At 61.4% G+C, this 25,923-nt stretch carries 19 protein-coding genes and 2 riboswitches; of the genes, 11 read left to right on the top strand and 8 right to left on the bottom strand.

Annotated elements, in window-relative coordinates:
• Positions 1 to 15 precede the first annotated feature (15 nt).
• Positions 16 to 954 carry a fatty acid desaturase family protein gene (locus ACN9MU_RS19055; RefSeq protein ID WP_426318252.1) on the top strand — a complete coding sequence of 313 codons (939 nt, stop codon included), beginning with the start codon at positions 16 to 18 and terminating at the stop codon, positions 952 to 954.
• Between the two features lie 328 nt (positions 955 to 1,282).
• On the opposite strand, the gene ACN9MU_RS19050 is transcribed toward ACN9MU_RS19055, so the two are convergent.
• Together ACN9MU_RS19050 and ACN9MU_RS19045 are read right to left on the bottom strand one after the other, a co-directional pair.
• Positions 1,283 to 1,735: a hypothetical protein gene (locus ACN9MU_RS19050; RefSeq protein ID WP_426318251.1), complete on the bottom strand. Its 453-nt coding sequence runs from the start codon at positions 1,733 to 1,735 to the stop codon at positions 1,283 to 1,285.
• 20 nt (positions 1,736 to 1,755) lie between these two features.
• Positions 1,756 to 4,989 carry a winged helix-turn-helix domain-containing protein gene (locus ACN9MU_RS19045; protein ID WP_426343294.1) on the bottom strand — a complete coding sequence of 1,078 codons (3,234 nt, stop codon included), beginning with the start codon at positions 4,987 to 4,989 and terminating at the stop codon, positions 1,756 to 1,758.
• Between the two features lie 188 nt (positions 4,990 to 5,177).
• Here ACN9MU_RS19045 and ACN9MU_RS19040 point away from each other — a divergent pair, with 188 nt between their 5' ends.
• Both ACN9MU_RS19040 and ACN9MU_RS19035 read left to right on the top strand, forming a co-directional pair.
• Positions 5,178 to 6,518: a hypothetical protein gene (locus tag ACN9MU_RS19040; RefSeq protein ID WP_426343293.1), complete on the top strand. Its 1,341-nt coding sequence runs from the start codon at positions 5,178 to 5,180 to the stop codon at positions 6,516 to 6,518.
• 3 nt (positions 6,519 to 6,521) lie between these two features.
• Positions 6,522 to 8,045, top strand: coding sequence for a hypothetical protein (locus tag ACN9MU_RS19035; RefSeq protein WP_426343292.1), 1,524 nt, complete (start codon positions 6,522 to 6,524; stop codon positions 8,043 to 8,045).
• Here ACN9MU_RS19035 and ACN9MU_RS19030 read toward each other — a convergent pair.
• From ACN9MU_RS19030 to gcvT, 4 genes are all read right to left on the bottom strand, one after another.
• Positions 8,042 to 8,371, bottom strand: coding sequence for a hypothetical protein (locus ACN9MU_RS19030; RefSeq protein WP_426343291.1), 330 nt, complete (start codon positions 8,369 to 8,371; stop codon positions 8,042 to 8,044). The two genes, ACN9MU_RS19035 and ACN9MU_RS19030, sit on opposite strands and share 4 nt — an antisense overlap.
• A 78-nt stretch (positions 8,372 to 8,449) precedes the next feature.
• Entirely contained in the window at positions 8,450 to 11,329 is a 2,880-nt protein-coding gene (gene gcvP, locus ACN9MU_RS19025) for an aminomethyl-transferring glycine dehydrogenase (RefSeq protein WP_426343290.1), read from the bottom strand.
• Between the two features lie 64 nt (positions 11,330 to 11,393).
• Entirely contained in the window at positions 11,394 to 11,774 is a 381-nt protein-coding gene (gene gcvH / locus ACN9MU_RS19020) for a glycine cleavage system protein GcvH (RefSeq protein ID WP_426343289.1), read from the bottom strand.
• A 47-nt stretch (positions 11,775 to 11,821) separates the two neighbouring features.
• The gene (gcvT, locus tag ACN9MU_RS19015; RefSeq protein WP_426343288.1) at positions 11,822 to 12,940 is read right to left on the bottom strand and encodes a glycine cleavage system aminomethyltransferase GcvT; all 1,119 of its coding nucleotides are present in this window, start codon (positions 12,938 to 12,940) and stop codon (positions 11,822 to 11,824) included.
• 49 nt (positions 12,941 to 12,989) lie between these two features.
• Positions 12,990 to 13,094: riboswitch (glycine riboswitch) on the bottom strand.
• Between the two features lie 5 nt (positions 13,095 to 13,099).
• Positions 13,100 to 13,185, bottom strand: a riboswitch (glycine riboswitch).
• A 79-nt stretch (positions 13,186 to 13,264) separates the two neighbouring features.
• Between gcvT and ACN9MU_RS19010 the strand changes: the two genes are divergently transcribed.
• The 3 genes from ACN9MU_RS19010 (at position 13,265) to ACN9MU_RS19000 (ending at position 14,510) form a co-directional block, all read left to right on the top strand.
• Entirely contained in the window at positions 13,265 to 13,465 is a 201-nt protein-coding gene (locus ACN9MU_RS19010; protein ID WP_426343287.1) for a hypothetical protein, read from the top strand.
• 72 nt (positions 13,466 to 13,537) lie between these two features.
• Positions 13,538 to 13,882 carry a hypothetical protein gene (locus tag ACN9MU_RS19005; RefSeq protein WP_426343286.1) on the top strand — a complete coding sequence of 115 codons (345 nt, stop codon included), beginning with the start codon at positions 13,538 to 13,540 and terminating at the stop codon, positions 13,880 to 13,882.
• A 67-nt stretch (positions 13,883 to 13,949) separates the two neighbouring features.
• Positions 13,950 to 14,510 carry an ATP-dependent Clp protease proteolytic subunit gene (locus ACN9MU_RS19000; protein ID WP_426161953.1) on the top strand — a complete coding sequence of 187 codons (561 nt, stop codon included), beginning with the start codon at positions 13,950 to 13,952 and terminating at the stop codon, positions 14,508 to 14,510.
• 66 nt (positions 14,511 to 14,576) lie between these two features.
• Here the strand turns inward: ACN9MU_RS19000 and ACN9MU_RS18995 are convergent, their stop codons facing one another.
• Positions 14,577 to 14,744 (bottom strand): hypothetical protein, encoded by a 168-nt coding sequence (locus ACN9MU_RS18995; RefSeq protein ID WP_165402207.1) that lies wholly within the window; start codon positions 14,742 to 14,744, stop codon positions 14,577 to 14,579.
• Between the two features lie 226 nt (positions 14,745 to 14,970).
• Here ACN9MU_RS18995 and ACN9MU_RS18990 point away from each other — a divergent pair, with 226 nt between their 5' ends.
• A complete protein-coding gene (locus ACN9MU_RS18990; RefSeq protein WP_426343285.1) occupies positions 14,971 to 17,772 on the top strand; it encodes a DUF1631 family protein in 2,802 nt (933 codons plus the stop codon).
• On the opposite strand, the gene ACN9MU_RS18985 is transcribed toward ACN9MU_RS18990, so the two are convergent.
• Positions 17,769 to 18,239 (bottom strand): low molecular weight protein-tyrosine-phosphatase, encoded by a 471-nt coding sequence (locus ACN9MU_RS18985; protein WP_426343284.1) that lies wholly within the window; start codon positions 18,237 to 18,239, stop codon positions 17,769 to 17,771. The two genes, ACN9MU_RS18990 and ACN9MU_RS18985, sit on opposite strands and share 4 nt — an antisense overlap.
• Positions 18,240 to 18,318: 79 nt before the next feature.
• Between ACN9MU_RS18985 and smc the strand changes: the two genes are divergently transcribed.
• From smc to def, 4 genes are read left to right on the top strand one after another with little or no spacing between them, the layout of a single operon-like run.
• Positions 18,319 to 21,849, top strand: a complete 3,531-nt coding sequence (smc, locus tag ACN9MU_RS18980; RefSeq protein ID WP_426318247.1) for a chromosome segregation protein SMC — start codon at positions 18,319 to 18,321, stop codon at positions 21,847 to 21,849.
• 14 nt (positions 21,850 to 21,863) lie between these two features.
• Positions 21,864 to 22,988, top strand: coding sequence for a cell division protein ZipA C-terminal FtsZ-binding domain-containing protein (locus tag ACN9MU_RS18975; RefSeq protein ID WP_426343283.1), 1,125 nt, complete (start codon positions 21,864 to 21,866; stop codon positions 22,986 to 22,988).
• Between the two features lie 8 nt (positions 22,989 to 22,996).
• Entirely contained in the window at positions 22,997 to 25,342 is a 2,346-nt protein-coding gene (gene ligA / locus ACN9MU_RS18970; protein WP_426318245.1) for an NAD-dependent DNA ligase LigA, read from the top strand.
• A 2-nt stretch (positions 25,343 to 25,344) separates the two neighbouring features.
• A complete protein-coding gene (gene def, locus ACN9MU_RS18965; RefSeq protein ID WP_426161944.1) occupies positions 25,345 to 25,881 on the top strand; it encodes a peptide deformylase in 537 nt (178 codons plus the stop codon).
• The last annotated feature ends 42 nt before the right edge of the window (positions 25,882 to 25,923 follow it).

The following is a 25,923-nucleotide window of genomic DNA, read 5'->3' as shown; positions in this document are numbered from 1 at the left end:
CGCTAGGATGGCCACATGAACATCCTCTCCTACATCGATAAGCAAGAGCTTCGGGCCTTCACTACTGCCGACAACTGGCGAGCTTCCTACGTCATGCTTGTCAACGTGGCGCTGGTCGCAGCCGGATTCGCGCTACCCGCCGCTTGGCATCACCCGATCGCCTGGATAATCGCTAGTGTGCTGCTCGCCGGCCGAGCGCTCGGCTTCGCGATTCTTACGCACGATGCCGCGCATCTGAATTTCTTCACTTCTCGCAAAGTGAACCAATGGATGGGAAAGTGGGTTTTCGGCGCCCTGCCAAACGTGCCTTATGCGGCATATCGTCGCGGGCATTTGGAACACCATCGTGCTGCAGGCACGGGCGCTGATCCGGACCTTGCTTTTGTCGCCGGTTACCCCGCTACGCGCGCCAGCCTGCTCCGAAAACTATTGCGCGACATCTCCGGCGTGAACGGCGTGAAGGGGATCGTCTACCAATTCCAGCCGAGCGATCGCGGTGCGCTGTATCCGGTATTCGTTATGCATGGGCTGATCATCGCCGTGCTGTGGGCATTGGGTGTGCCAGAGGTTTACGCATGCTGGTGGCTTGGCCAGCTCTTCGTCTTTCCGCTGTTGCTGCGCTTGCGCGTGATGGGCGAGCATGGCGGCGTGCCCGATCATATGGACCGAGACCCGCGCCGCAACACAGCGACCACGTTGGCCGGCCCGCTCGCGCGTTTGCTGGTCGCCCCCAACTTCGTCAATTACCACGTTGAACACCACATGGCTGCAACTGTGCCTGGCTATAAACTGCCAGCGTTGCACAAACTGTTACGTGAGCGCGGCTACTTTGAAGACAATGACTGCTTGGCCCCATCCTATTGGGCTGTAATTCGACGCTGTGCAGCCAAAAACGCAAGCGATGCGGCGCCCCGGACTGGCAGTGTTCGTGGTGCTTTGGACAATATGCGCTGACCCTTTGCCTTCCGAATTGTTGTCGATGGCCGATCCATGCACGCTGGCTTAGATGTTGGATTGGTTACCTGGAGACTCACCGTCGACATACATTTCAAGGACACCATCGGCAAGATCGCTGATAGTTGGCAAAAAAGTGACAGGTGGAATCATGGCGAGTTATCCCCAATTTGTTTCTACACAGTTGTTGTTGCGGTAGGTGGATCATCTTGCCGGCGATGCTGGCGAGTGATCTCCTCAATGGGGCCATCGTGGTCGGGAAAAATGCGCAGATGCGGCGGGACTTTCTAGATCATAGTCCCGCTGAAATGTTTGCGCTCGGGCAGTCTCAGTGCCCGGGGTCGTTGCCTTCTTCCGGCTCTAACATCACCATGGCGATTGGCGCATCCGACATGTCATGTCCTGGATCGTTTTCTACCTCAGGATCGACATCAAATTCAAGGGCGTCAGAATCCTTGAAGCGGATTGTGAGATTTAATACTTCCTTAAATGAGTTAGCGTCAGTCATTACCATCACTTTTCCGCTTTGGCTGATGGTAGGCGCGCTGATCTGTTCAGGCTTTTTGCCTTTTACCTTCACTGATTTGAATTGCACTCCAGCAGGCGTTGGTGCTACCAACTCGTAACTAAGGATAGTGTCAGGTTTAGTCACCTTGATCGATTCTGGTGTAAAGGTGGTGTCGTACTTCACCTTCTTTGTAGCTGGATCAATGGATGGAATTGCAGTTACTTGAACTTGAATTACTGGTGAAGTTTCAGGCGCGTTTTGAAGTTTTGACATGGGAGTCCTCTTTTCTATCATTATTGTGACGAAATCATACGAAGGTAGCGCTCGTCACGATACGCTATTTGGCTTAATTTTCCTTTTTCCTCTGCGAGTTTGGCGCTATTTCCGAGGCAACGATTTGCCAGTGCAGTTGGAATAATGAAATGGAAATCGCGGAGGTCGCCGTTCGACGTCTTTAGAACATTCAGGGCTCGAGCACAATCCTCCTGCGAGTCTGGAGAGTTCCAGCCCCGAGCCCGTGCACGTCCGAGCAACGCGAGAGTATAGTTTTCAAGCAGCAAAGGATCGGACTTGTTCTTGTCGAGCAAACCTCCTAATTCAAGGGCCGCTGCGTCAAAGCGCTCTTTCGCTGCATGTGGTTGTTTAGCAGCCAAAAATACCTCGCCCTTCATATTGTCGATGCGACCCTTAAGCGCGCCTGCGACCGACAACTGTGGTGCAGCAGTACGGGTGCTGGCGATACCCTTAAGCAGGATGTCGAGTCTAGTTATTGTTGAAGCCAAATCTTTCGATGCCGACTCTTCACGAATTATGCGGAATTGGTTTTCCGCTAACGTGTAGAACCAATCTTGGTTACTCGAGTCTTGTTCAACGAGTCGAGTAAGAATGACATTTGCTTGACGGTACTTGTCTGTGCCAATAGCTGATTGCCCCATAGCAATATTTAGTTCGCCCTGATAGCGCAGTGTATTGCTCAACCTAAATTGCCACGTGGCGTTATTAGGGGTTTGGAGGAGGAGCTCCTGAAGCAATTGTTCTGATTGTTTGTACAAGTCATAAGCTTCCGAAAGGTGGCCAAGGCGAACCTTCACCGCAGCAAGCCCAACAATACTGTTGGCGAGGCCTGCCGAAAGCTCCGCGGTTCTGTGGTTGACTAGCGCCTTCTCTTTAAGTCGGACCGACGTGGTGAAAAATAAGGAGGCACGCTCGAGATTGCCTTGTCGCAGCGCGACAGTACCTAGGTTGCTATGGCTATAGGCTAGTTCAGTGATAGCATCCAAGTCTTCCGGCGCGATTGCCTGCCATTTTTCGCTGGCAGCTTTGTATTCATGGAAATAACGTTCTGCAGCCTCAAATTCCCGCTGCCTGAGGTGCACCAAGCCGAGCCAGTAGGCATTGGCACCGATATTCTTAAGGTGCAATTTGTCGTCGCTCCCAGCCATTCCCCGCGAATGCAAGAGCTCCCGTGCTGTCAGCAAAGCTTCTTTCGCTTTTGCCGGATTGGCCCGAGCTAGATTAACTTCAGCGATAACTTGCAAGGCCTTGACTCTTTGAACTACAGATTCAGATGTTGCCGCTGAATGTTTGGTTGTGGTCAAATACTGAAGTGCCCGACCGCTAACGTCATCTAAGAGTTCAAGTCGCCCTAGCGGCCGAACTTTTTCGACAAATTCACCCAGCATGTAGCCCATTAGCCCTTCGGCTTCAATTCGATGCTCTTCCGACTCGCGTTGTGAATTTCGAGCACTAACACCCAGGACTGCGGAGAGGATAGCCAGTAATGCAATGACAGTAAGCACTGTGACGTTGATGCGCTCGCGGATCTTCGCGCGCGAGATCGATTGCCGGATAAATTCAAGCTCAAGTGGTGCGAGGGCGAAGTCCGGCAAGCGCAGCAATTCTGCCGCCTGGTGTGTTTGAATCCCTTGTGGAATTAGCAGATCGGTCCGGTGGCCCCCTTGCAGCCAGCGCTCCGCCTGGCCGCGCAAGCGAGTGCGCAACTGCAATGCCTGGCGATGTCCATCGATCCACATAGATACACGTGGCCAGCGCCGCAGAAGCGCTTCATGGGCAACGCCAAAGCTCGGAACTTGGCCAGCCAATTCGCTGACAAAAAGTCGGGCCTCAACCATAACCCGTACCAATTCGCGCTCATCCTCAGTCCGAAGCATGGAAAGTGGGCTACGGCGTGAGGTGACAGTAGTTTGATCTTCGCCGATACTTACCAACAACGATAAAACGCGTGGCAGTGCATCGAGTTGCGCTTCTGAAAGGCGGCCAACAACTTGCTCCGCACGTACGCCAACGGCCCCATCGATCCCTCCTAATTCTTGGTAGACTGCAAACCTTAGTTGTGCTTCTTCGCTTCTTTGACGATATAGCTCATTCAAACAGTATTGGAGCAAAGGGAGCGTATCGGGGTTGCCGCGCGCGGCATCACAAAGCACGTCATCAAGGCTCGCCCCTGTCGACAGGTCTTTTTCAAAGGTCAGATTCGCCGCCAGGGCGGGTTGGCGGACGATCTGCGCGATGTCGGCACCTTCAGGCGGCAAAACGTCAAAGTGGCCTCCGCGCGATTTCAACGCAAGCAGTACTGGCTGGGCCATCACTTCCGGATAGAAGTCATTGCGGCAAGCCATTAGCAACAGCAGACAATTTGATTTCGCTAACGATTCAATCACTTCCATAAAGCGGTCAGCTTCGCCTGGTTGCGCACGGAAAATGGCCTCGAGGCGGTCGACAAACACGCCAACGGCCGTGCGCTGACAGGCGCGTTCGCGCAGTTCTGCTGCGACGGCCTCAGGCTCGGAAGCCAAGCGACTGCCGAGGCCGTCAGCGCTGGCACCGGGGAATAGTGGCTCACCGTTGATCTCGGCATCGATCAGGACGCAGGCCAAGGCCTGGAACAAGGTGCCGCTGCCGAGGTCGGCGCAGTCGAGGTAGACCGTGCTGGATAGGCCGATCGGTTCATCTGATCGAATGGCGCCTGCCATTAATTGTGGCAGCAGGCCAGCACGGACCAGGGAAGTCTTGCCGGACCCGGAAGGGCCGAGCACCAACCCCATTGGGCAGCCATGGGCAGCTTGGGTCAAGACCAGTTCGCGCAGCTGGGCAGTCGCTTGCACGCGACCGAAGAAGATGGCGGCGTGATTTTCCTGGAATGCTTCCAGACCCCTGAACGGCGATCCACCCTCCCACGTGGTCGCGGGTGGCGCGGCCAGGGGCAAGACCGGGGCAATTGCGCGATAGCCGCGCTTGCGGATGGTCTCGATATACCGCGGTTCGCTGCTCGAATCACCGAAGGCGCGGCGCAGCTGGGTGATGGCTTTGTGGACCGGATTGTCGCCCAACTCGTTGCTTCCCCAACAAGCCTGCAGGATCTCTTCCGCTGGAATTACCGCCCCGGGGTGGCGGCAAAGATAGCGCAGAACCGCCATTACGCGCGGCTCGAGCTGCGTTTTCGCTTCCCCGTTGGTGACGACATTGGCTTCTGGACTGACCAACCAGTCGCCGAATTGAAACTCCATGGCCTGTTGAACCTTCTTTTTATCTGTCTCTTATAAATCAATGACTTAGAAACCTTCCGGAGCATTTCTTCCGGTCCGGAAGGTTTTCTTCCGGCCTCCGGAAGGTTGCCGGAAGGCGAGGGAAGACTTTTTTTCTTACAGTGTAGTCATTGCCAAACGGCCAAATCTTAACATTCTTAAAAGCAAAAATGGTCACAACTAAAGCGGTATTTTTCGAAATCGGTTCCGACACCACGACTTCGGTGCAACAGCTGTCCGCCAGCTGGTTTACTTCCGGAAAGTTGCTGGAGAGTACGATCGACGCCATGCGGGCGGCCGGAGAGTTTCCTAATGACATCCGTTACGGGAGCATGGAAGTGGGCAGCCTGGCCCTCGGCGGCGAAGGCGAGGATCGTGCCGAGTTGCGTCCTGTCGAGATCCGTTATGACTCCGCGGCACCAACTACTGCCCAACTGACATTGACGCTTGCGTCAGGGAATTTGCGCTTTTACAACGCTTACGGCCGGCGCGACATCCTGCGTCAGCCGGTCGCCGGCTGGCGCCTTGAGTTCACGGCCGCGGTCAACGAATATGGCGGCCTGGTGCTCCAGGCGGCTTTATGTGACGTGGATAAATCCCATTTGCCGTGTGACAACGGCCCCTTGAAGGAATTCTTTATCACTGCGGTTGGAAACTGGCTGCGCAGCCTGGCTCCGGCGGTGCTCAATAAGACAGCAATGCGCCGCGCTGTGATCGGGCGCGAGAGCTTCCTGCGCCAGTACATCTACCCAATGGTGGTGGAGAAGCTGCAACGCCGCCTGGATTCGCTGCCCGACTATGTGGCGTCGCGCGATGGCGTGGCCCAGGTCAATCCGCAGGAATGCCAGAACGAAAAGTCGGGCGTCGAGGCGACGCTCTGCAATGGCGAGCGCGCGCGCTTTATCCGCAACAGCAGTGGCTGGACCTATCGCGACCACGTTCTGCTGAACTGGCAGGAAGCCAACCGTACCTTGCACGACCGCGAGTCGGAGCAGGACCTGCAATGCATGGTAACCATGGGCCGCCAGGCCGGGCCAGATGGCGTGCCGCGTCCGACCATCGACATCAGCAGTGTGCTGGGCCGTTATGAGTGGGACAGCGTGAAGCAGGAACTGCCGCTGTCGCGCCAACGAAGCTATATGGGCAAGGCCTGGGCGCGCGCGACGCTGCAATGGTCGCTGCGACTGCAGTGGCAGGTCGAAAACGGCCGGGTGGGCGTGGCGTCGCTCGCACGCAAGAGTGTGCCGGCCACCGACGCTGGGACTACCGGAATTTACGTGGTGTCCGACCCGCTGCCGCACCTGCTGAATGTGCAGCGCATCAACCTGTGGTGGGAAGGCAACGCTGCCAGCCTGGCCTCGGTTCAACAGGATATTGCCGGTTTCCTGGCAACGGCTACCGGCGACATGTTCGCCGCCGTTGCCGAGGGGCTGGCCCCAGGGCGCAAGCTGGGGTGCCGTGACTTGCGCATCAATGAGTCTGGTGACATAGAAATTGAACTGGGGGAGTGAAGCATGTCTGTGCTGATGACATCTGTGCCGGTGGCGCAGGTACGGAAGTGGGGCGGCGCCAGTGCGTCGGGCGCCTTGAGTTATGCCGCAGCGCGCGTGGCGCGCATTGTGCTGCAACGTGAACCGATGGCGAGCGAGGCGCTGTCGTGGACTACCCTGTATAGCTGCCAGGGCGAGGCTGTGCGCGGCCGCGCGGAGCTGGCGCTGCATTTGCTGGCGCGCCCTGAACTGGCGGAACTGGACGTGAAAGAGCGCCTGCTGCGCGCCTACAACGCGGTGTTCGACCGCTACGACACGTCGCAGCCGGCCGACATGCCTTATTGGCGCAGCCAGGTGACGGCTGGCCGCGAACTGCCTGCGCTGGTGCGGCAGGAACTGTTGCCGCTGTATGAAACGGGCTACCGTTCAAGCCCTTGCGCAGCACCGGCCCTGGCCCGTTCGCCCCTGTTCGTGGTGCGTGACGCATCAGGCTTGCCGCTGGTATTTACGGTTGGCGCCAATCGTTCGCTATATATGTTCCGCCGCACGCCGTTCGGCCGTTGGTCGCAGACGGACCTGAGCGGCATGCTGCCTTTGAACCAGCCCGGCAAGGTGCAGGCACTCGACGTCCAGCAGGCGCCGGATGGCACCATTGCGCTGGCGCTTGCGGTTGCTCCATGGGCCAGCGGCGGCGGGCCGACCTTGCATGTGGCAGTCGGCATTCCCAATCACCTCGACGAGGCAGCATGGGTGGAGGCCATGCGCGGCCTGGCGCCGCGCCATGTGCCGGAAGTGCAGGATGATGTCACGCGTATCTCCTTTGGCCTGCTGCAGTCGGGCGCCGTGCCGATGGTGCTGGTGACTGCGGCGAAGACATGGTATTTCAACGCAGCGATGGAAGGCCCGTTGAGTGCCTGGGAAGAACAGGAGGGCGTTGATTCGCTGGCGTCGGCAATCGGCAGCTACAGGGTGCCGGGTGCCTGGCGCCTGAGTGATACGCCTTGCGGCCGCACCCTGCGTTTCAACAGCTTTTCCCGCGCGGCCTCCTGGGGGATCGCGATCGACTACCAGGGCCTGCCGCGCCGAGCGTCCAGCCTGCACCTGGCGCCGTCCAACGTGCCGAACGTGCCTGACGTGTTTGTGGCTGGCGAGAGCATCGTCGTCTATCGCGGCGGGCAGTCCGTGCCGCAACCGGTCGCCAATATCGGCGGAGCATGCGTGGTGTGGAGCGAGTCGAGCCCGGTGGGCGAGCACCTCGCTTATGGCGACGGTGCGGGCGGCTTGTGGCTGGTGTGCCGGAAGCAGGGCGGGCATTGGGGCATGCCTGTGCCCATCGCAACGACGCTGGTGATGGCGGCGCTGATGGCGGCGCCGAATCACGGCGGCGTGCATGCGATCGGCGTGACGCCAGGCGGAGCGTTGGCATGGCTGCGCTTTAACGCCGATGGCGCCCAGGTGGGGGCGGAGGAAATTACCCAGGCGGCGGTGTGGGATGACGAAGCACAGGATGTGCAGCGCGCTGTCCGGGTGGCGCGCAGCGTGGCTTAAGGCTTGTCGCGCGTCAGCAGCGCGTCGACGATGCTGGCGACCCAGCAGGCCAGCAGGATCCAGCCTGCGATGGAGGTGCCGGGCATGATGCTGGCCTTGGTCAGGCGCTGGGCGATGAGGATCGGGTCGGGCGGCAGGGTGCCGCTCAGGGCCTGGTCCATCAGGACCGCGGTGGCTTTCCAGACGCCGTACATCAGCCAGCCGAAGACCGCCAGCGCCGGCAGCATGAAAGCCAGGCCGCGCACTGTGCGCTTCAGTACCAGCATTTGGCCAAGGCCGGGGAAGCCGAGGCCGGAAATCAGGGCTGCTTTGGTAGATTGCTTCATTCAGTTTCCTTCAAGACCGGTAAACCAGGGTCAGACCCTTGGGTCTGACCCGGATTCACCGGTTTCCGGCAAGCGCGCTTATGCGTAATCGCTGACTGGAATGCAGGCGCAGAACAGGTTGCGGTCGCCGTATACGTTGTCGGCGCGGCCAACCGGCGGCCAGTACTTCTGCTTGCGCAGCGACGGCACAGGGTAGGCGGCCACTTCGCGGCTGTACTTGCGGTCCCACTTGTCTGCCAGCAGCACTTCAGCGGTGTGCGGGGCAAACTTCAGCGGATTATCTAGCTTGTCGAATTCGCCCGATTCCACCTTGGCGATTTCGGCGCGGATGGCGATCATGGCGTCGATGAAGCGGTCCAGTTCAACCTTGGACTCGGATTCGGTCGGCTCGATCATCAGCGTGCCCGGAACCGGGAAACTCATGGTCGGTGCGTGGAAGCCGAAGTCCATCAGGCGCTTGGCCACGTCTTCGTTGCTGATGCCGGTGGCGTCGGTCAATGGACGCAGGTCCAGGATGCACTCGTGCGCCACCAGGCCGTCGTGACCCGAGTACAGCACGGGGAAGTGCGGCGCCAGGCGGCGTGCGACGTAGTTGGCGTTCAGGATCGCGGTTTCGGTGGCTGCGGTCAGGCCTTCGCCGCCCATCATGGCGATGTACATCCAGGAGATCGGCAGGATCGATGCGGAGCCGAACGGTGCGGCCGAAATCGAGCCGATGCCGTCTTCGCTGCGCACGTAGCCGTTGGAGCGCTGGTTCGGCAGGAACTTGGCCAGGTGTGCGCCAACGCCGATCGGGCCGACGCCTGGGCCGCCACCGCCGTGAGGGATGCAGAAGGTCTTGTGCAGGTTCAGGTGCGATACGTCGCCGCCGAACGCGCCTGGGCCGGCCACGCCAACCAGTGCATTCATGTTGGCGCCGTCCACGTAAACCTGGCCGCCGTGCGAGTGGATGATTTCGCACAGTTCGGTGATGCCGTCTTCGAATACGCCGTGGGTGGATGGGTAGGTCACCATCACGCAGGCCAGGTTCTTGGAGTGCTGCTCGGCCTTGGCTTTCAGGTCCACCAGGTCAACGTTGCCCTTGTCGTCGCAGGCGGTCACCACAACCTGCATGCCCACCATGGCGGCGGAAGCAGGGTTGGTGCCGTGTGCCGACGATGGAATCAGGCAGATGTTGCGGTGGCCTTCGCCGCGCGATTCGTGGTACTTCTTGATCACCAGCAGGCCGGCGTATTCGCCCTGCGAGCCGGCGTTAGGCTGCAGCGAGACAGCGGCGTAGCCGGTCACGGCGCACAGCATTTCTTCCAGCTGGGCGATCATTTCGCGGTAGCCGACGGTCTGGTCGTTCGGTGCGAACGGGTGGATCGACGAGAACTCAGGCCAGGTCACCGGGATCATTTCGCTGGTGGCGTTCAGCTTCATGGTGCAGGAGCCCAGCGGGATCATAGTGCGGTCCAGCGCCAGGTCCTTGTCGGCCAGGGAGCGCAGGTAGCGCAGCATTTCGGTTTCGCTGTGGTAGCGGTTGAAGGTTGGGTGCTCCAGGTAAGCGGAGGTACGTGCCAGCGCTTCAGGGAAGCTGGCGCCGACCGATGCTTCAACTGCGTCGAAGTCCGGCGCAGCCTTGCCGTCGCTGAACACGTTCCACAGCGCTGCCAGGGTGTCGCGGTCGCAGGTTTCGTCCAGCGACACGCCAACGTGCTTGGCGTCGACCTTGCGCAGGTTGATGCCGGCGGCAACAGCGGCTGCGTGCAGTTCGTTGGCTTTGTCGGTGGCGACGGTCAGGGTGTCGAAGAAGGTGTCGTTGACCGAGTAGCCCAGGGACTTCAGGTTGGCGGCCAGGATGCCGGTGTAGCGGTGGGTGCGCTCGGCGATCTGCTTCAGGCCTTTCGGGCCGTGGTAGACGGCGTACATCGAAGCCATCACGGCCAGCAGCACCTGTGCGGTACAGATATTGGAGGTCGCTTTTTCGCGGCGGATGTGTTGTTCGCGGGTCTGCAGGGCCAGGCGGTAAGCCTTGTTGCCGTTCTGGTCGACGGTCACGCCAACCAGGCGGCCTGGCATGGAGCGTTTGTATTCGTCGCGGGTGGCCATGTAGCCGGCGTGCGGGCCGCCGAAGCCTAGCGGCACGCCGAAGCGCTGCGAGTTACCGACCACAACGTCGGCGCCCCATTCGCCCGGAGGGGTCAGCATGGTCAAGGCCAGCAGGTCGGCGGCAACGATCACCATGGCGCCGGAAGCTTTGACAGTTTCAACGGCAGCGCGGTAGTCGCGCACAACGCCGTTCACGCCCGGGTATTGCAGCAGGACGCCGAAGGCGTCGGTCACGCCGGCCAGCTCGGACGGGTCGAAGGTCTTGACGGTGATGCCCAGCGGCTCGGCGCGGGTCTGCACCACTTCCAGGGTCTGCGGCAGCACGTCGTTGGCGACGTAGAAGGTGTTCGACTTGGACTTGCCGACGCGCTGGATCAGGGTCATGGCTTCGGCAGCGGCGGTGCCTTCGTCCAGCATGGACGAGTTGGCGATGGCCATGCCGGTCAGGTCGATCAGCACCTGCTGGAAGTTCAGGATCGCTTCCAGGCGGCCCTGGGAGATCTCCGGCTGGTACGGGGTGTAAGCGGTGTACCAGGCTGGGTTTTCGAAGATGTTACGCAGGATAACGCCCGGGGTGTGGGCGTTGTAGTAACCCTGGCCGATCAGGGATTTCAGCACCTTGTTCTTGGAAGCGATGCCTTTCAGCTTGGCCAGTGCTTCGTTCTCCGGCAGCGGCTGGAAGAACTGGCCCAGCGGCAGGTCATTCGTGTTGCGGATGCCCGGCGGGACGATGGCATCGATCAGGGCGGCGCGGGTTGCGTAGCCGAGCACGTCCAGCATTTGCTGCTGTTCTGCGGCTTCCGGGCCGATGTGGCGGGCGATGAAGGCATCGCGGGCTTCAAGTTGGGTCAGGCTGGTGCGGGTCATGGTGGGAAATCTCTTGGCCAGAATGTGAAAAGGCCCGCACGCAGCGGGCCCGGTAATGCGGTAATTAGTGCGCTACGTTGCCGTAAGCAGCGGCGTCCAGCAGGCCGTTGATGGCGTTGGCGTCGCTTGGCTTGATCTTGAACAGCCAGTTCGCGTAGGCGTCGGCGTTGATCGATTCAGGCGCGCCGACTACGGCGTCGTTCACGGCAACCACTTCGCCCGAAACCGGCGCGTAGATGTCGGAGGCGGCTTTTACCGATTCCACCACGGCGGCGTCGTCGCCGGCGGTGAAGGTGGCGCCTACTTTTGGCAGCTCGACGAACACGATGTCGCCCAAGGCGTCTTGCGCGAATTCGGTGATGCCGACGGTCACGGTGCCGTCCGCTTCAGCGCGTACCCACTCGTGGGACTCGGTGTACTTCAGGTCTGCTGGAATGTTGCTCATGTTGGCTCCAAGGCTAAGGTTATTGTTTGTTTCTGCTGAATTCTGGCTCAAGCAACCAGGATTTTACCGTTACGGACGAAAGGCAGCTTCACCACGGTGGCGGCCAGCTTCTTGTCGCGGATTTCCACGTGCACGGTGTCGCCCACGTTCACGCCCATCGGCACGCGCGCCAGCGCGATGGCCTGCTGCATGGTAGGGGAGAAGGTGCCGGAGGTGATTTCGCCAGTGTCGCCGTTGGAGGCGATGACTTTCTGGTGGGCGCGCAGCACGCCGCCTTTTTCGCGCAGGATCAGGCCGACGAATTGTGCGTTCTGGCCTTTCGCTTGCAGGGCTGCCTTGCCGATGAAGTCGCGCTCGGAGACCAGGTCGATGGTCCATGCCAGGCCGGCGTCCAGCGGGTTCACGGTTTCGTCCATGTCCTGGCCGTACAGGTTCATGCCGGCTTCCAGGCGCAGGGTGTCGCGCGCGCCCAGGCCGGCTGGCTTCACGCCTGCTGCGTTCAGGGCATTCCACAGGTTTTCAGCTTGTTCCGCGGCGACGCCGATTTCGAAGCCATCTTCACCGGTGTAGCCGGTGCGGGCCACCATGGCTTCGCCAAAGGCGGTGCCTGGCACCAGCGCCACGTTGAATGGCTTCATTTCAGCGGTGGCTTCCTTGGCTTGCGGGATCACTTCCCACACTTTTGCGCGGGCGTTCGGGCCTTGCACGGCGATCAGGGCCATGGCGTTGGCGCCGTCGCGGCGTTGGGTGATGGTCAGGCCGGCATTGGTGGCTTCGTTCTGCTTGTTCATCCACGCGATGTCTTTTTCCGCGGTACCGGCGTTGACCACCAGGCGGAACCACTCTTCGTTGATGAAGTAGATGATCAGGTCGTCGATGACGGTGCCTTCCGGGGTCAGCATGCAGGAGTACAGGGCCTTGCCCGATACCTGCAGCTTGTCGACGTTGTTGGCGACCAGTCCGCGCAGGAAGGAACGTACGTTGGCGCCCTTGATGTCAACCACGCACATGTGCGCCACGTCGAACATGCCGACGTCGGTGCGCACGGCATGGTGCTCTTCAATCTGGGAGCCGTAGTTGACCGGCATGTCCCAGCCGCCAAAGTCGACCATGCGGGCGCCGAGGGCACGATGAGCGTTGTTGAGTGGGGTTGCTTTGAGCGTCATTGATACCTCGGGGCAGAGAATAGGGGTTAATAAACGTAAACATGAATACGCCTACCCCTCTGTCCTTGGTACCTGAGAGATAACGGGAAGGTAATCCCGCACGCCCCTTCGGTGGGCCCTGCGCCATGGCGGGCCGCTCTCCAGAGTTTTAGCCCATGGGGCCCTTGTTCGGTCCTTTTGCCTGAGAGTTTCTGGGTAATGCCCCTTCGGCGCCAGCGGCAGCTGGTCTCTCCCGATCAAGACTTGCGACTATATGACAGGAGGGCAATAAAGTCAATCTTGCGGCCCTGGGGAACTTGCCGCTGGGCCGTTGGTCCAATGGTCATGAAAACGCCAAACGACGACTATGGCAATCCCTGGAAAGCCGCGGTTGAACGCTATTACAGGGAAATTCTTGCCATCTTCTGCCCCTGGCTGGAGGCGGCAATCGACTGGGCCGTGAACCCGCAGTTTCACGACCAGGCATTGGGCAAAGTAAGCCGTGACGCAAGGCCAGGGTTGGTGCCCGAATTCCTTCGTTTGTGAGGCTTGGGGAACGCGTCAGTCGATTGAATTTACAACAATCAAATTGCTCGACTTCGATCCGCCGCCGAAAGAATGTACTTGCCTGAGCCGCAGAAAGCTCGCTATGAGGCGGCGTTAGGTGAGCTGGAAAGGAGGTTGAATATGCCGTACGTTAATTCCATGGTGAGGGACGCTGTCGAGCGTGGTGAGGCGCAAGGACGGGCGCGAGGACTGGAGCAAGGTTTGGAGCAAGGTTTGGAGCAAGGGCAATTGATGGGGCGACGGCAAATGTTGCTGGAGTTGCTGGAGCAGCGCTTCGGGCTACTGTCGAGCCCTTTGCGGGAGCGGATCAAGGCGGTAGTTGAGCCCGAGTTGTCACGCTGCTCGGCGAAGCTGCTGGTGGCGCGATGCCTGGAGGATGTGCTGGCTAATGACTGAGGAGGGCACGCCTGGATGGCGGTCTGCGTTAGAATGACCGGACATCCATTTACAGAGTGGAGCGACCATGAGCGAAGAAAAGCAAAAACGCGATACCGAGGCCTGGTTCACCCTGTCCGGCGACGTGAACAGCGATATGGTGCACCGCATGTTCGATGCGGTGGCGGACATGACAGAGGATGGGATCGAAACCGCCCACATCCTGATCCAGTCCAACGGCGGCTACGTGAGCGACGGCTTGTGCCTGCACAATTACCTGCGCAACTTGCCGATCAAGATCGTCACGTATAACGGCGGAGCGGTGGCTTCCATTGCCGTCATCCTGTTCCTGTCCGGCGACGAACGCTTTGCCAGCGAAACCGCGCGTTTCATGGTGCACAAGTCGCATGCAAGTGCGCCGCACGGAGCGCGGCCAGATGCGCTGCGCATCATTGTGGAAGGCTTGCAGGCGGACGACGCCCGCACCGAATCGATCTTGCGCAAACATGTCCGTCTGACCGACGAACATTGGAATATCCACGCCTATTCAGACCTGCACCTGACTGCCCAGGAAGCTGCCAAGGTCGGTCTCGTCAACGACGTGGCCGACTTCAAGCCGCCCAAGGGCAAGCGCGTAACGAACATCTGAAGCGCAATATCTGAAACGACAGGGCCTGGAAGCGAACTCCCAGGCCCCCTATGCCGCGCCCGTCATCTAGCGATTGCCGCTACGGCTGGCAGGTGTCTTCTTGTCCGTCTTGCTCTGACGGCCGGTATCGGACTGCTGGCTGGCCGGCTGGGCTCCCGAACGTGAACCCTGGTCGGCGCTTTGGCGTGTGCCCGAGCTCGAACTCTGCTTGCTGGATTTTTGCCTGGATTTCATGACAGTTCCTTTCTGAAGGATCGGAACTTCATCATGCTTTCTGCAATAGTAAAGGTGAATCGGAATACAACTGACCGGCGTGTAGGACATGACCTTGCACCATTGTGGTGCAAACCCAACCGTTTGACCACATCGCCGAAAATATTTGCAGATTCTTTTGATTTGCCTATTGCCATGTGGAAAGAATCTGCGACAATGTGAATAACCACCAAAGTCAGGCCAGACCATGCTTCCAGAAAACCACACATCTTCGGCGCCCCAAAAAGCGGTCACGCCGCGGCATGCCTTGCTGGAAAACCTGATTAGCCTGGTCAACAAGCACATCAGTGATCAGTTCAATGAGTTGTCCACCCAATGGGCGGGCAGCCTGGTGGACGCGGGCGAGGCAGTCGACGTCAAGACACTGCAAGCGCGCTTGCGCGCCGGCAACCGGCTGCGCACCGATCACTACGCCTTCCTCGGCATCTTCGCCAGGCAACTGGAAAACGACCTGCGGCTGGAAATCGCGCAACTGGCGCCAGGGCAGAAGGCGCCGGTGCGCAAGGTGGCTGAGTCCCTGTCCCTGGTGTCCATGGAGGAAATGGATACCAAGGTGACCTTGGGCAGCTTCAGCAAGCCGTTTGAAGCCAAGTATTCCGATGGCCTCGCCACCCTGAATGTGCGCCTGGCCTTCCTGTTGGACCGCGATATCCTGCGCATTAACCAGAACCCCTTCCGGCCGGAAGTCTTCCTCGGCGCCTTCCAGCAGGCGTGGATCGATTTCATCAAGGATGAGGAGGCGAATGAGCTGATGAAGCCATTCCTGCGTCCGGAAGAGTTCTTCGATTTTGGCGCCATGCTGCAGGAGCTGAGTTCAGCGCTCGAGCGCAAGGGCGTGGGGCCGGGCTCGGTCGAAAAACACAAGTCACGCCGCGCTGACTCGCACGATGCGTCGCAAGCGTCATCTCGCAAGAAAAACCAGCAGGCCGCGCTGGCGGAGCAATTGCGCCAATTCTTCTCTGGTGCGGGCGATGCGCCGGGCGGCAAGGCAGCGCCGACCGGATTTGACCAACTGGGCGACCTCGACCTGTCCCTGCCCACTCTGAGCGTGACGCCGGGGCTGTATGGTACGCCTGCGCATACAGCGGAGGCGCTGGCAGCTGCCGCGCCAGCAAGTGCCGGGACAGCAGCGCCAATGGCAGCGCCGGGGCAGCCAATGCCTGCGCCAGGCTATGTGGCCGGCGCGGCGCCTGGCATGGCAATGCCTGGTGGCGTTGGCATGGCGCCGGGCGTTGCAACTGGTGCCGCGCCAATGATGGCCGGCGTCCCTGGCGTGCCGGCCGTGGGCGGCATGATGATTCCTGCCGGCGGTGTTGTACCCGGTGGTGGCCTGCCGGGCATGCCGCTGGCGAGCGGCCCAGCAGTTGCGGGTGCGGGAGCGGCCGTCCCAGGCGGAATGCTGGGCGGCGTCGCCGTGCCGGGCGTGCCGGGTGGCGTGGCAGTGCCTGCGGGAGGCTGGGTTCAGGGGCCGGCCCAGGGCTTCCACGGCGGGGCCAATAACGAAGCGGCCCAGCGCGCATCGCTGATCAGCGCCAAAGAGCCGCTGATGAATTTCCTGGCGCAGTTGCAGCGCGGCGTGCCGCAGGGCGCCGTGTTTGCCAGCGCCGATAGCAGTGCGATGCCGGCGCCGGGCATGCCGGCGGGCCTGGCTCCAGGATTCGCTATGGGGCCCGTGCAGGCCGGCGGCGGCGCGATGCCGGCCCCCGGCTTTGTTACTGGTGGCGGCTCGATGAGCAATGTGTTCTTGCTGCCGCAGATTAAAGAGCAGGCGCCTGCCGGCAGCCTGACTCGCGCCGACGAAGGCACGATCGACCTGCTGTCGGCAGTGTTCGAGACGGTGTTCCGCGACGAAAGCATTTCGCCCGAGATTCGCAACCTGATCCGCTTCCTGCAGATCCCGGTGCTGAAGGCGGCGCTGGTTGACAAGAATTTCTTCTTCCAGGAAGCGCATCCTGCACGCCGCATGATCGACCTGCTGTCGCGCATGGGCTGGGAGAATCGCAAGGACCCGGACGATCCTCTCTACAAGGCCATGCAGCGCAGCGTGGAGAAGGTAAGCGAGGACCACGAGGAGGAAATGACCGTCTTCACCGAGGCGGTCAATGAACTGGAAGCCTCCATCAAGGCTGAGGAGGCGGCAGCTGCAGCCGCCATGGCGGAGCCGATCGCCAAGGCGCTGAAGCAGGAAAAGATGTCGGTGGCCGCCAAGTCGGCCAAGGATGCCGTGGCACTGCGCATCGGCACTGGCGAAGTGGTGGCGATCGTCGAGGCCTTCCTGGAGAACAAGTGGGTGTCCGTGTTGACCATTGCCTATAGCGTCGAAGGCGAAAAGCCGGGCGCGGTCAACAACGCTACCCAGACCATGGATGACCTGATCTGGAGCGTGCGTCCGAAGATCACCCAGGAAGAGCGCAAGACCCTGATTGCCAAGCTGCCTACCTTGCTGTCCACCCTGAACAAATGGCTGGACGTGATCAAGTGGCAGGATGCGGATCGCCTGCAATTCTTCGCCGAACTGGCTGAGTGCCATGCCTCGATCGTTCGTGCGCCGATTGAAATGTCGCCCGAGCGCCAGGTTGAACTTGCAATGGAAGTGGCGAAGAAGGATGCCGAGCGCCGCATGCAGCTGCAGGCTGTAGCCGAAGTAAAAGCGGAAGAGGCGCCGCCTCCGGACGACGATGCGGCGATCGAGGTGGATAGCCTGACGCGCGGCATGTGGCTTGAATTCGACCAGGAAGATGGCAGCCAGCGCAAGGTCAAGCTGGCCTGGATCAGTCCACTCAAGACGCTTTACATCTTCTCCACCACGGGCCGCCAGGAGGCGTTCTCGATCACGGGCGAGGCAATGGCGGAGCAGTTCCGCAAGGGCACTGTGCGCCTGATCCGTACCGAAGGCGTGGTGGCTGCAGCTCTGTCGGTGGCAATGGGCGGTGTCGCCGCCGTCAACGACGATCACCACGATTTGCCGGCCAACGGCACTTCTGCCTAGGTTTTGCGCAGGGCGGCCAGTAGGCCGTCCGATGCGTCCTCGATGTAATCCAGCACCGTATCGAAGCCATTCGCGCCCCCGTAATACGGATCGGGCACCACGTCCGAGCCGGAGCGCGAGGCGAACTCCATGAACAGCCTGACCTTGTGGCGATATTGTGCAGGGCAGGCGCGCTGCAGCATCTCCAGGTTGTCGTGGTCCATGGCCAGCACGTAATCGAAGCGCTCGAAGTCCTGAGCGGCCACCTTGCGGGCGCGTTGTGCGCTCAGGTCATAGCCCCGGGCAGCGGCATGCCGGGTCGAGCGCGGGTCTGGCGGGTTGCCAATATGGTATGCGTGGGTGCCTGCCGAATCGATGTGCAAATCGAGTCCGGCAGCCTGGGCGCGGGCCCGGAATACACCCTCTGCGGTCGGGGAGCGACAAATGTTACCCATGCATACAAACAGGATGGCGGTTCTGGTCTTCATTTTGTTCTTGCTATACAGGGAAAATGGTATGATTAGCCACTTTTTTAACACGTCCCAGCGGGCGAAGTACAGATAAAACGTGCGTCTATCTTCCATTAAATTGTCGGGATTTAAGTCGTTCGTCGATCCCACCAATTTCCAGGTACCCGGGCAGCTGGTCGGCGTGGTTGGTCCTAACGGTTGCGGCAAGTCCAATATTATCGACGCGGTGCGCTGGGTCCTGGGTGAGTCGAAGGCTTCCGAGCTGCGCGGCGAATCGATGCAGGACGTGATTTTCAACGGTTCCACCCATCGCAAGCCGGCCGGCCGCGCTTCCGTCGAGCTGGTGTTCGACAACAACGAGGGCAAGGCGTCGGGCCAATGGGGGCAGTACGCCGAAATCGCGGTCAAGCGCACGCTGACGCGCGATGGCACGTCCACCTATTACATCAACGGCCAGCCGGTGCGCCGGCGCGATATCACCGATATCTTCCTCGGCACCGGCCTGGGGCCGCGCGCCTACGCGATCATCGGCCAGGGCATGATCTCGCGCATCATCGAGTCGCGCCCGGAAGAACTGCGCGTGTTCCTGGAAGAGGCGGCCGGGGTCTCGAAGTACAAGGAACGCCGCCGCGAAACAGAAAACCGCCTGCACGATACGCGGGAAAACCTGCTGCGCGTGGAAGATATCCTGCGCGAGCTGACTAACAACCTGGAAAAGCTGGAAGGCCAGGCTGCGGTGGCGACCAAGTTCCACCAGCTGCAATCCGACCAGGAGGAAAAACAGAAGCTGCTTTGGCTGCTGCGCAAGAACGAGGCGCAGGCCGAGCAGGCGAAGTATTTCCGCGAAATGGAGCAGGCGCAAAACGACCTGGAAGAACAGACCGCGAAGCTGCGCAACGTGGAATTGACGCTGGAGCAGATGCGCCAGGCGCACTTCGCTGTCGGCGACCGCCTGCACCAGGCGCAGGGCCACCTGTACCAGACCAATGCAGAAATCGGCAGCCTTGAGGCGCAGATCAAGTTCGTGATCGAGTCGCGCACCCGCCTGCAGCAGCAGTTGGCTACGCTGACCGCGCAGCGCGACCAGTGGTCGCAGCAGGCGGAGGAATACGGCGGCCAGGTCGCCGAAGCGGAAATCAACCTGGAGGAATTGTCGGCGCGCGTGGAAGAGGCGCGCATGCTGGCCGAGCAGAAGGGCGAGTTGCTGCCGGTGCTGGAGCAGGAATGGCGCGAGGCGCAGACCCGGAGCACGGAGTCGCGCGCGCGCATCATGCAGGCGCAGCAGCAACTGGAACTGGAATCTGCGCACCAGCGCAATGCTTCCAACATCCTGGCCGGCCTGGCAACGCGCAAGGAGCGCCTGCAGCAGGAGAAGGGCGGGCTGGCGATGCCGGATTCATCGCACCTGTCGAACCTGAAGATGCAGCTCGAAGAAAAGCAGCAGTCGCTGGAAGAGCAGAACATGATGCTCGAGGAAGCGCTGGAGCAGCAGCCAAAGCTCGAGGAAGAACGGCAGGCTGCGCAGGCAGCCGTGCAATCCGAGTCCGCCGCGACCCACCAGCTGGAAGCGCGGCTGAATGCGCTGCGCCAGTTGCAGGAGCGCGTCCAGACCGAGGGCAAGATCACGCCATGGCTGCAAAAGCACGAACTGAACGAGCTGCCGCGCCTGTGGCAAAAGCTCGACATCGAGCAAGGCTGGGAAACTGCCCTGGAGGCTGTGCTGCGCGAACGGACTTCGGCGTTACAGGTATCGAATATCGAATGGGCCAAGCACTTCTTCAACGATGCGCCGCCGGCCAAGCTGGCGCTGTTCGCGCCTGCGGTTGCCGCCGCTGCGCCTGCGGCATCGGGCGATGCGACGCTGCGTCCATTCCTCGACCTGCTGAAGCTGAACGATCCTGGCTTGCGTGGCGTGCTGCAGGACTGGCTGCACAATGTGTTCCTGGCCGACGACAACGCCAGCGCCTTTGCCGCGCGCGGCACGCTGCCGGCGGGCGGCTGCTTCGTGACGAAGCAGGGCCACATCATTACGCAATCGTCGGTGCGCTTCTATGCGGCGGACGACGAACAGGCCGGCATGCTTGGCCGCCAGCACGAAATCGACAACATCACCAAGCAGTTGCGCGCGCAATCGATGCTGGCTGAAGAAGCCCGCAGCCGCGCCGTGCGTGCCGATGCGGCGCTTGGCAACCATGGCCGCCTGCTCACCGAACTGCGCGCCAAGGTGCAAAGCCTGACCGCCAGCGTGCATACGCTGCAGCTGGAAGTGGTCAAGCTGTCCGAGATCGAAGCCCGCTTCAACCAGCGCAGCAACCAGATCGAAACCGACCTCGCCGAAATCGCCGCGCAAGAAGAAGAGCAGATGCAGGTAAAGCTGGAATCGGAAGAAAAGTTCGAGCAGCTCGATATGGAGCTGGGCAACCTGCAAGGCGAGCATGAAGATGGCCAGACTGCCTTCATGCAGAAAGAGCAGCGCCTGGCCGACGCCCGCGAAGCCCTGCGCGAACTGGAACGCAAGGCGCAGGAAGCTGAATTTGCCGAGAAATCGGGGCGCAACCGCATCGACGAGCTGCGTCGAAATATTGCGACCGCTACTTCGCAAGTCGCGCAGGTGACGGAAAGCCTGCAGGCCGGCAAGCTGGAGCTGGAAGGGCTGGAGGCCGGCACCGCCAACGAAGGCCTGCAGGACCTGCTGGACCGGCGCACGCAGCAGGAGCGCGCGCTGGCCGACGCCCGCCATGAACTTGACCAGATCACGCAGCAACTGCGCCAGTTCGAAGACTCGCGCATGCAGTCCGAGCGCAGCCTGCAGCCGCAGCGCGACAAGATCACCGAAATGCAGCTGAAGGAGCAGGCCGCGCGCCTGAACCAGGAACAGTTCGCGCAGCAACTGGCCGAAGTGCAGGCCGACGAAGCCGCGCTGGCCGAAAAACTGCACCCGGACATGAAGGCCTCCTACCTGCAGGGCGAGGTAACGCGCCTGACCAACGCCATTACCGCGCTGGGCGCCGTCAACCTGGCCGCGCTGGACGAACTGGCTACCGCGTCGGAGCGCAAGAATTTCCTGGACGCGCAAAACCGCGACCTGACCGAAGCGATTGCGACCCTGGAAGATGCGATCACCAAGATCGACAAGGAAACGCGCGACCTGCTGCAGGACACCTTCGACCGCGTTAACCAGAGCTTCTCCGAACTGTTCCCGATCCTGTTCGGCGGCGGCCAGGCTAAGCTGATCATGACCGGCGAGGAAATCCTCGACTCCGGCGTGCAGGTCATGGCGCAACCGCCAGGCAAGAAGAACGCCACCATCCATCTGCTGTCCGGCGGCGAAAAGGCGCTGACCGCAACGGCCCTGGTGTTCTCGATGTTCCGTTTGAATCCCGCGCCATTCTGCCTGCTGGACGAGGTGGACGCGCCGTTGGACGATGCCAATACCGAGCGCTTCTGCCGCATGGTCAAGCGCATGTCCGAACAGACCCAATTCCTCTTCATCTCGCACAACAAGATTGCGATGGAGATGGCCAATCAACTGATCGGTGTGACGATGCAGGAGCAAGGTGTGTCGCGCATCGTAGCGGTGGACATGGAATCCGCCGCATCATTTGCTACAGAGGCTCAAGCCGCATGATTACAGATTTCCAAATGAGTTTGATTGCCGCAGGCGGCGTGTTCGTCGTTGGCGTCATAAGCTACAACAAGTGGCAGGAGTACAAGCTGAAGAAACGTGTCGAGCGCGCCTTCGACGGCCAGCACGACGATGTCCTGATGCGCAGCGATGACGGCGTGCGCGCCGAACCGCGCTTCCACCTCGACGACGTGCCGATGCCTGATGCCGGTTCGGGCGCCTACGGCGTGCCGGAACATGTCGGAGGCCATGTCGGCAACGTGGCCGCGCCCAATATCGCACCGGACAGCAATGCGCCGGTGCTGCCGGTACGCGCCGCCGATGCCGGCGTGCCTGCCGAAGAACTGGCCACCTGCCTGGTCGATCCGCTGATCGATTGCCTGCTGCCGCTGGAGCTGGAAGCGCCGGCCCGCGGCGAAAAACTGCTGCCTGCCCTGCAGAAGCTGCGCTTTGTCGGCAACAAGCCTGTCCACTTCATTGGCCTGGCCGTGAGCGGCGACTGGGAGCCGGTACGCCACGGCGTGGTGTACACCAAATTGCAAGGCGGGGTGCAGCTGGCCAGCCGCAGCACCGCATTGAATGAACTGGAATACTCCGAGCTGGTGACGCGCCTGCGCAGCGTGTCCGACGAAATCGGCGCCGAGCCGCAAATCCCGGACATGATCGAAGTCATGCAGGATGCGAAAAACCTGCATCGCTTCGTAGCCAACCACGATGCGCAGCTGGGCGTGAACCTCGCTTCCAACGGTGCTCCATGGAACATAGCGACCCTGCTCGGCGCATTGGAGAAGCTGGGCTTCGACATGCGCCCGGACGGCCGCTATGCCATGCCGGACGGCGAGGGCGGCTACTTGTTCTCGTTGTCGACCAACGTCACGCTGGCCGAGGAAACCACTTCGCGCCTGACCTTGTTGCTGGACGTGCCTTGCGTCGCTCCGGCACGCGACGGCTTTGGCTCGATGATCGGCTGTGCCAAGAACCTGATGGCGCGCCTGGATGCGACCATTGTCGATGACGCCAACCAGCCGCTGGCCGACGAAACCCTGGCCAGCATTGCCGGCCAGGTGCGCGAGTTCTACGACGACATGGCTGCATCGGATATTCCTGCTGGTTCCACCCGCGCACTGCGCCTGTTCAGCTAACCGGAAACATGAGCAATACCCAACACGCAACACCCGCCGAACGCGCAGCCTGGTTGAACGCGGAGCTGAACCGCCACCTGCACGCCTACCACGTGCTGGATGCGCCGACCATCCCCGATGCCGAATACGACAAGCTGTTCGTCGAACTGCAGTCGATTGAAGCGGCGCACCCCGAGCTGCAGGCTCCCGACTCGCCAACCCTGCGCGTGGGCGCGCCGCCCCTGGCGGAATTCGCCGCCGTGACGCATGCGGTGCCGATGCTGTCGCTGAATAACGGTTTCAACGACGAGGATATCGAGAACTTCGACCGCCGCGTGCGCGAAGGACTCGACGCAGTGCAACTGGTCGAATACGCAACCGAGGCCAAGTTCGACGGCCTGGCCATCAACCTGCGCTACGAAGACGGCGTCTTCGTGCAGGCGGCAACGCGCGGCGACGGCTACACCGGCGAGGACGTCACTGCCAACATCCGTACCATCAAGGGCATCCCGCTGCGCCTGAATACCGATGCGCCGCCACCGGTGCTGGAAGTACGCGGCGAAGTGCTGATGTTCAAGGCCGATTTTGCCGCCCTGAACGCGCGCCAGCGTGAACTGGGCCAGAAAGAGTTCGTCAACCCGCGCAACGCTGCCGCCGGCGCGCTGCGCCAGCTCGACTCGCGCATCACCGCGCAGCGCAAGCTGAGCTTCTATGCCTATGGCATCGGCGAACTGACCGGCGCCGAACTGCCGGCAACGCACAGCGCGCTGCTGGACTGGTACGCCGAACTTGGCCTGCCCGTATGCGCCGAACGCGAGGTGGTGCGCGGCAAGGATGGCTTGCTGGGCTACTACGAGCGCATCGGGAAAGCGCGTCCCTCGCTGCCGTACGAGATCGACGGCGTGGTGTACAAGACCAACCGCTTCGAAGACCAGCGTGCGCTGGGCTTCGTTTCGCGCGCCCCGCGTTTTGCGCTGGCGCATAAATTCCCGGCGGAAGAAGCGCTGACGACCGTGCAGGCGATCGAGGTACAGGTTGGCCGTACCGGCGCGATTACGCCGGTGGCGCGCCTGGCGCCGGTCTTCGTCGGCGGCGTGACTGTCACCAATGCAACGCTGCATAACGAGGACGAAGTGCGCCGCAAGGACGTACGTGTTGGCGATACGGTCATCGTGCGCCGCGCGGGCGACGTGATTCCGGAAGTGCTGTCCGTGGTGCTGGAGAAGCGCCCAGCGCCGGAACCGCTGATGTGGGCGCTGCCGGCCGAATGTCCCGTATGCGGTTCGCACGTGGTGCGTGAGGCCGACGAAGCGGTCGCGCGCTGCTCCGGCGGCCTGTTCTGCTCCGCCCAGCGCAAGGAGGCGATCCGCCACTTCTGCGGCCGCCGCATGATGGATATCGAAGGCCTGGGCGACCGCTACATCGACAACCTGGTCGAGTGCAACCTGGTGCATGGCGTGGCGGACCTGTACCGCCTGACCCTGGATGACCTGCTGAAAATGAAGCGCCTGGCCGACGAGCGAGACGGCACCACGCCGGAAACTGTCGCCCAGGGCAAGGTCCCGACCAAGTGGGCGGAAAACCTGCTGGACGCCATCTCCGCCAGCAAGAACCCGCCCCTGGAGCGCCTGCTGTTCGCACTGGGCATCCGCCACGTCGGCGAGTCGACCGCCAAGACGCTGGCCGACTGGCTGGGCAAGCTGGAATTGATCCGCAAGGCGCCCGTGGCGCTGCTGCGCGTGCTGCCTGATATCGGCGGTACGGTAGCCGAATCGATTGCCGATTTCTTCGCCGAAGAGCGCAACCAGGAGGCGCTGGATGCGCTGCTGGCCGCTGGCGTGGCGCCGAAAGGGGAGCATGCTCCAAAGGCCGCGCTGCGCGAAAAGCTGGACACGGTTGCGCTGCTGGCTGCCGTCGGCATTCCGAAACTGACCGAGCCGCGCGCGCGCCAGCTGGTAGAGCAGGGCATGACGCTGGAGGCACTGTCGCACTTGACGGTGTATAACGTGTTCGGCCTGCCGGCGACCGTGGAACAGGGCCTTGAAGCCTGGCTGCGCGAACGGGCCAACCGCGAATGCCTGGTGGCCCTGCACGAGCTGCGCGAAGCGCTGCTGGCACAACTGCCCGAGGTGGCCGAGGCGGAAGGCGCCATGAGCGGCAGGACCTTCGTCCTCACCGGGACGCTGCCGACCATGAGCCGCGACCAGGCGCAAGCCCTGATCGAAGGTGCCGGCGGCAAGGTGTCGGGTTCGGTGTCGAAGAAAACCTCGTATGTCGTCGCCGGCGCGGAGGCGGGCAGCAAACTGGCCAAGGCCGAAGAGCTGGGCGTGACGATTCTTGATGAAGCGGGCTTGCTCGCGCTGCTGGGAGGCTAAGCATGGCCGTGCGTGAAATCCTGAAAATGGGCGATCCGCGGCTGTTGCGCGTTGCCGAGCCGGTGCGCGAGTTCAACACGAAAGAGCTGCATGCGCTGATCGTGGACATGTTCGACACCATGCATGCGGCGAACGGCGCCGGCCTGGCGGCGCCGCAGATTGGCGTCAACCTGCAACTGGTGATCTACGGCTTCAAGGCCAACACGCGTTATCCCGATGCGCCGCAAGTGCCGGAAACGGTGCTGATCAACCCTGTGCTGACGCCGCTCGGCGAAGAGATGGTAGAGGCCTTTGAAGGCTGCCTGTCGGTGCCGGGCCTGCGCGGCTCTGTGCCGCGCTATACGCGCCTGCACTATGAGGGCTACGACCAGTTCGGCGAACGCATCGTGCGCGATGCCGAGGGATTCCATGCCCGCGTGGTACAGCATGAGGTCGATCATTTGCTGGGGATCCTGTATCCAGCACGGATCCGCGACTTCTCCAAGTTCGGCTTTACCTCGGTGTTGTTCCCCGACCTCGATCCCGGCGACGACGACTGATTTGTTTGGCGGCGCCGCGAATCTGGCGTAATATCCCGGCCA

The organism is Pseudoduganella sp. R-32 (genome assembly GCF_049913245.1).
Taxonomy (GTDB): Bacteria; Pseudomonadota; Gammaproteobacteria; order Burkholderiales; family Burkholderiaceae_D; genus Rugamonas.
The sequence above is the reverse complement of the archived record's forward strand: the minus strand, read 5'-3'. Positions and strand labels throughout refer to the sequence as shown.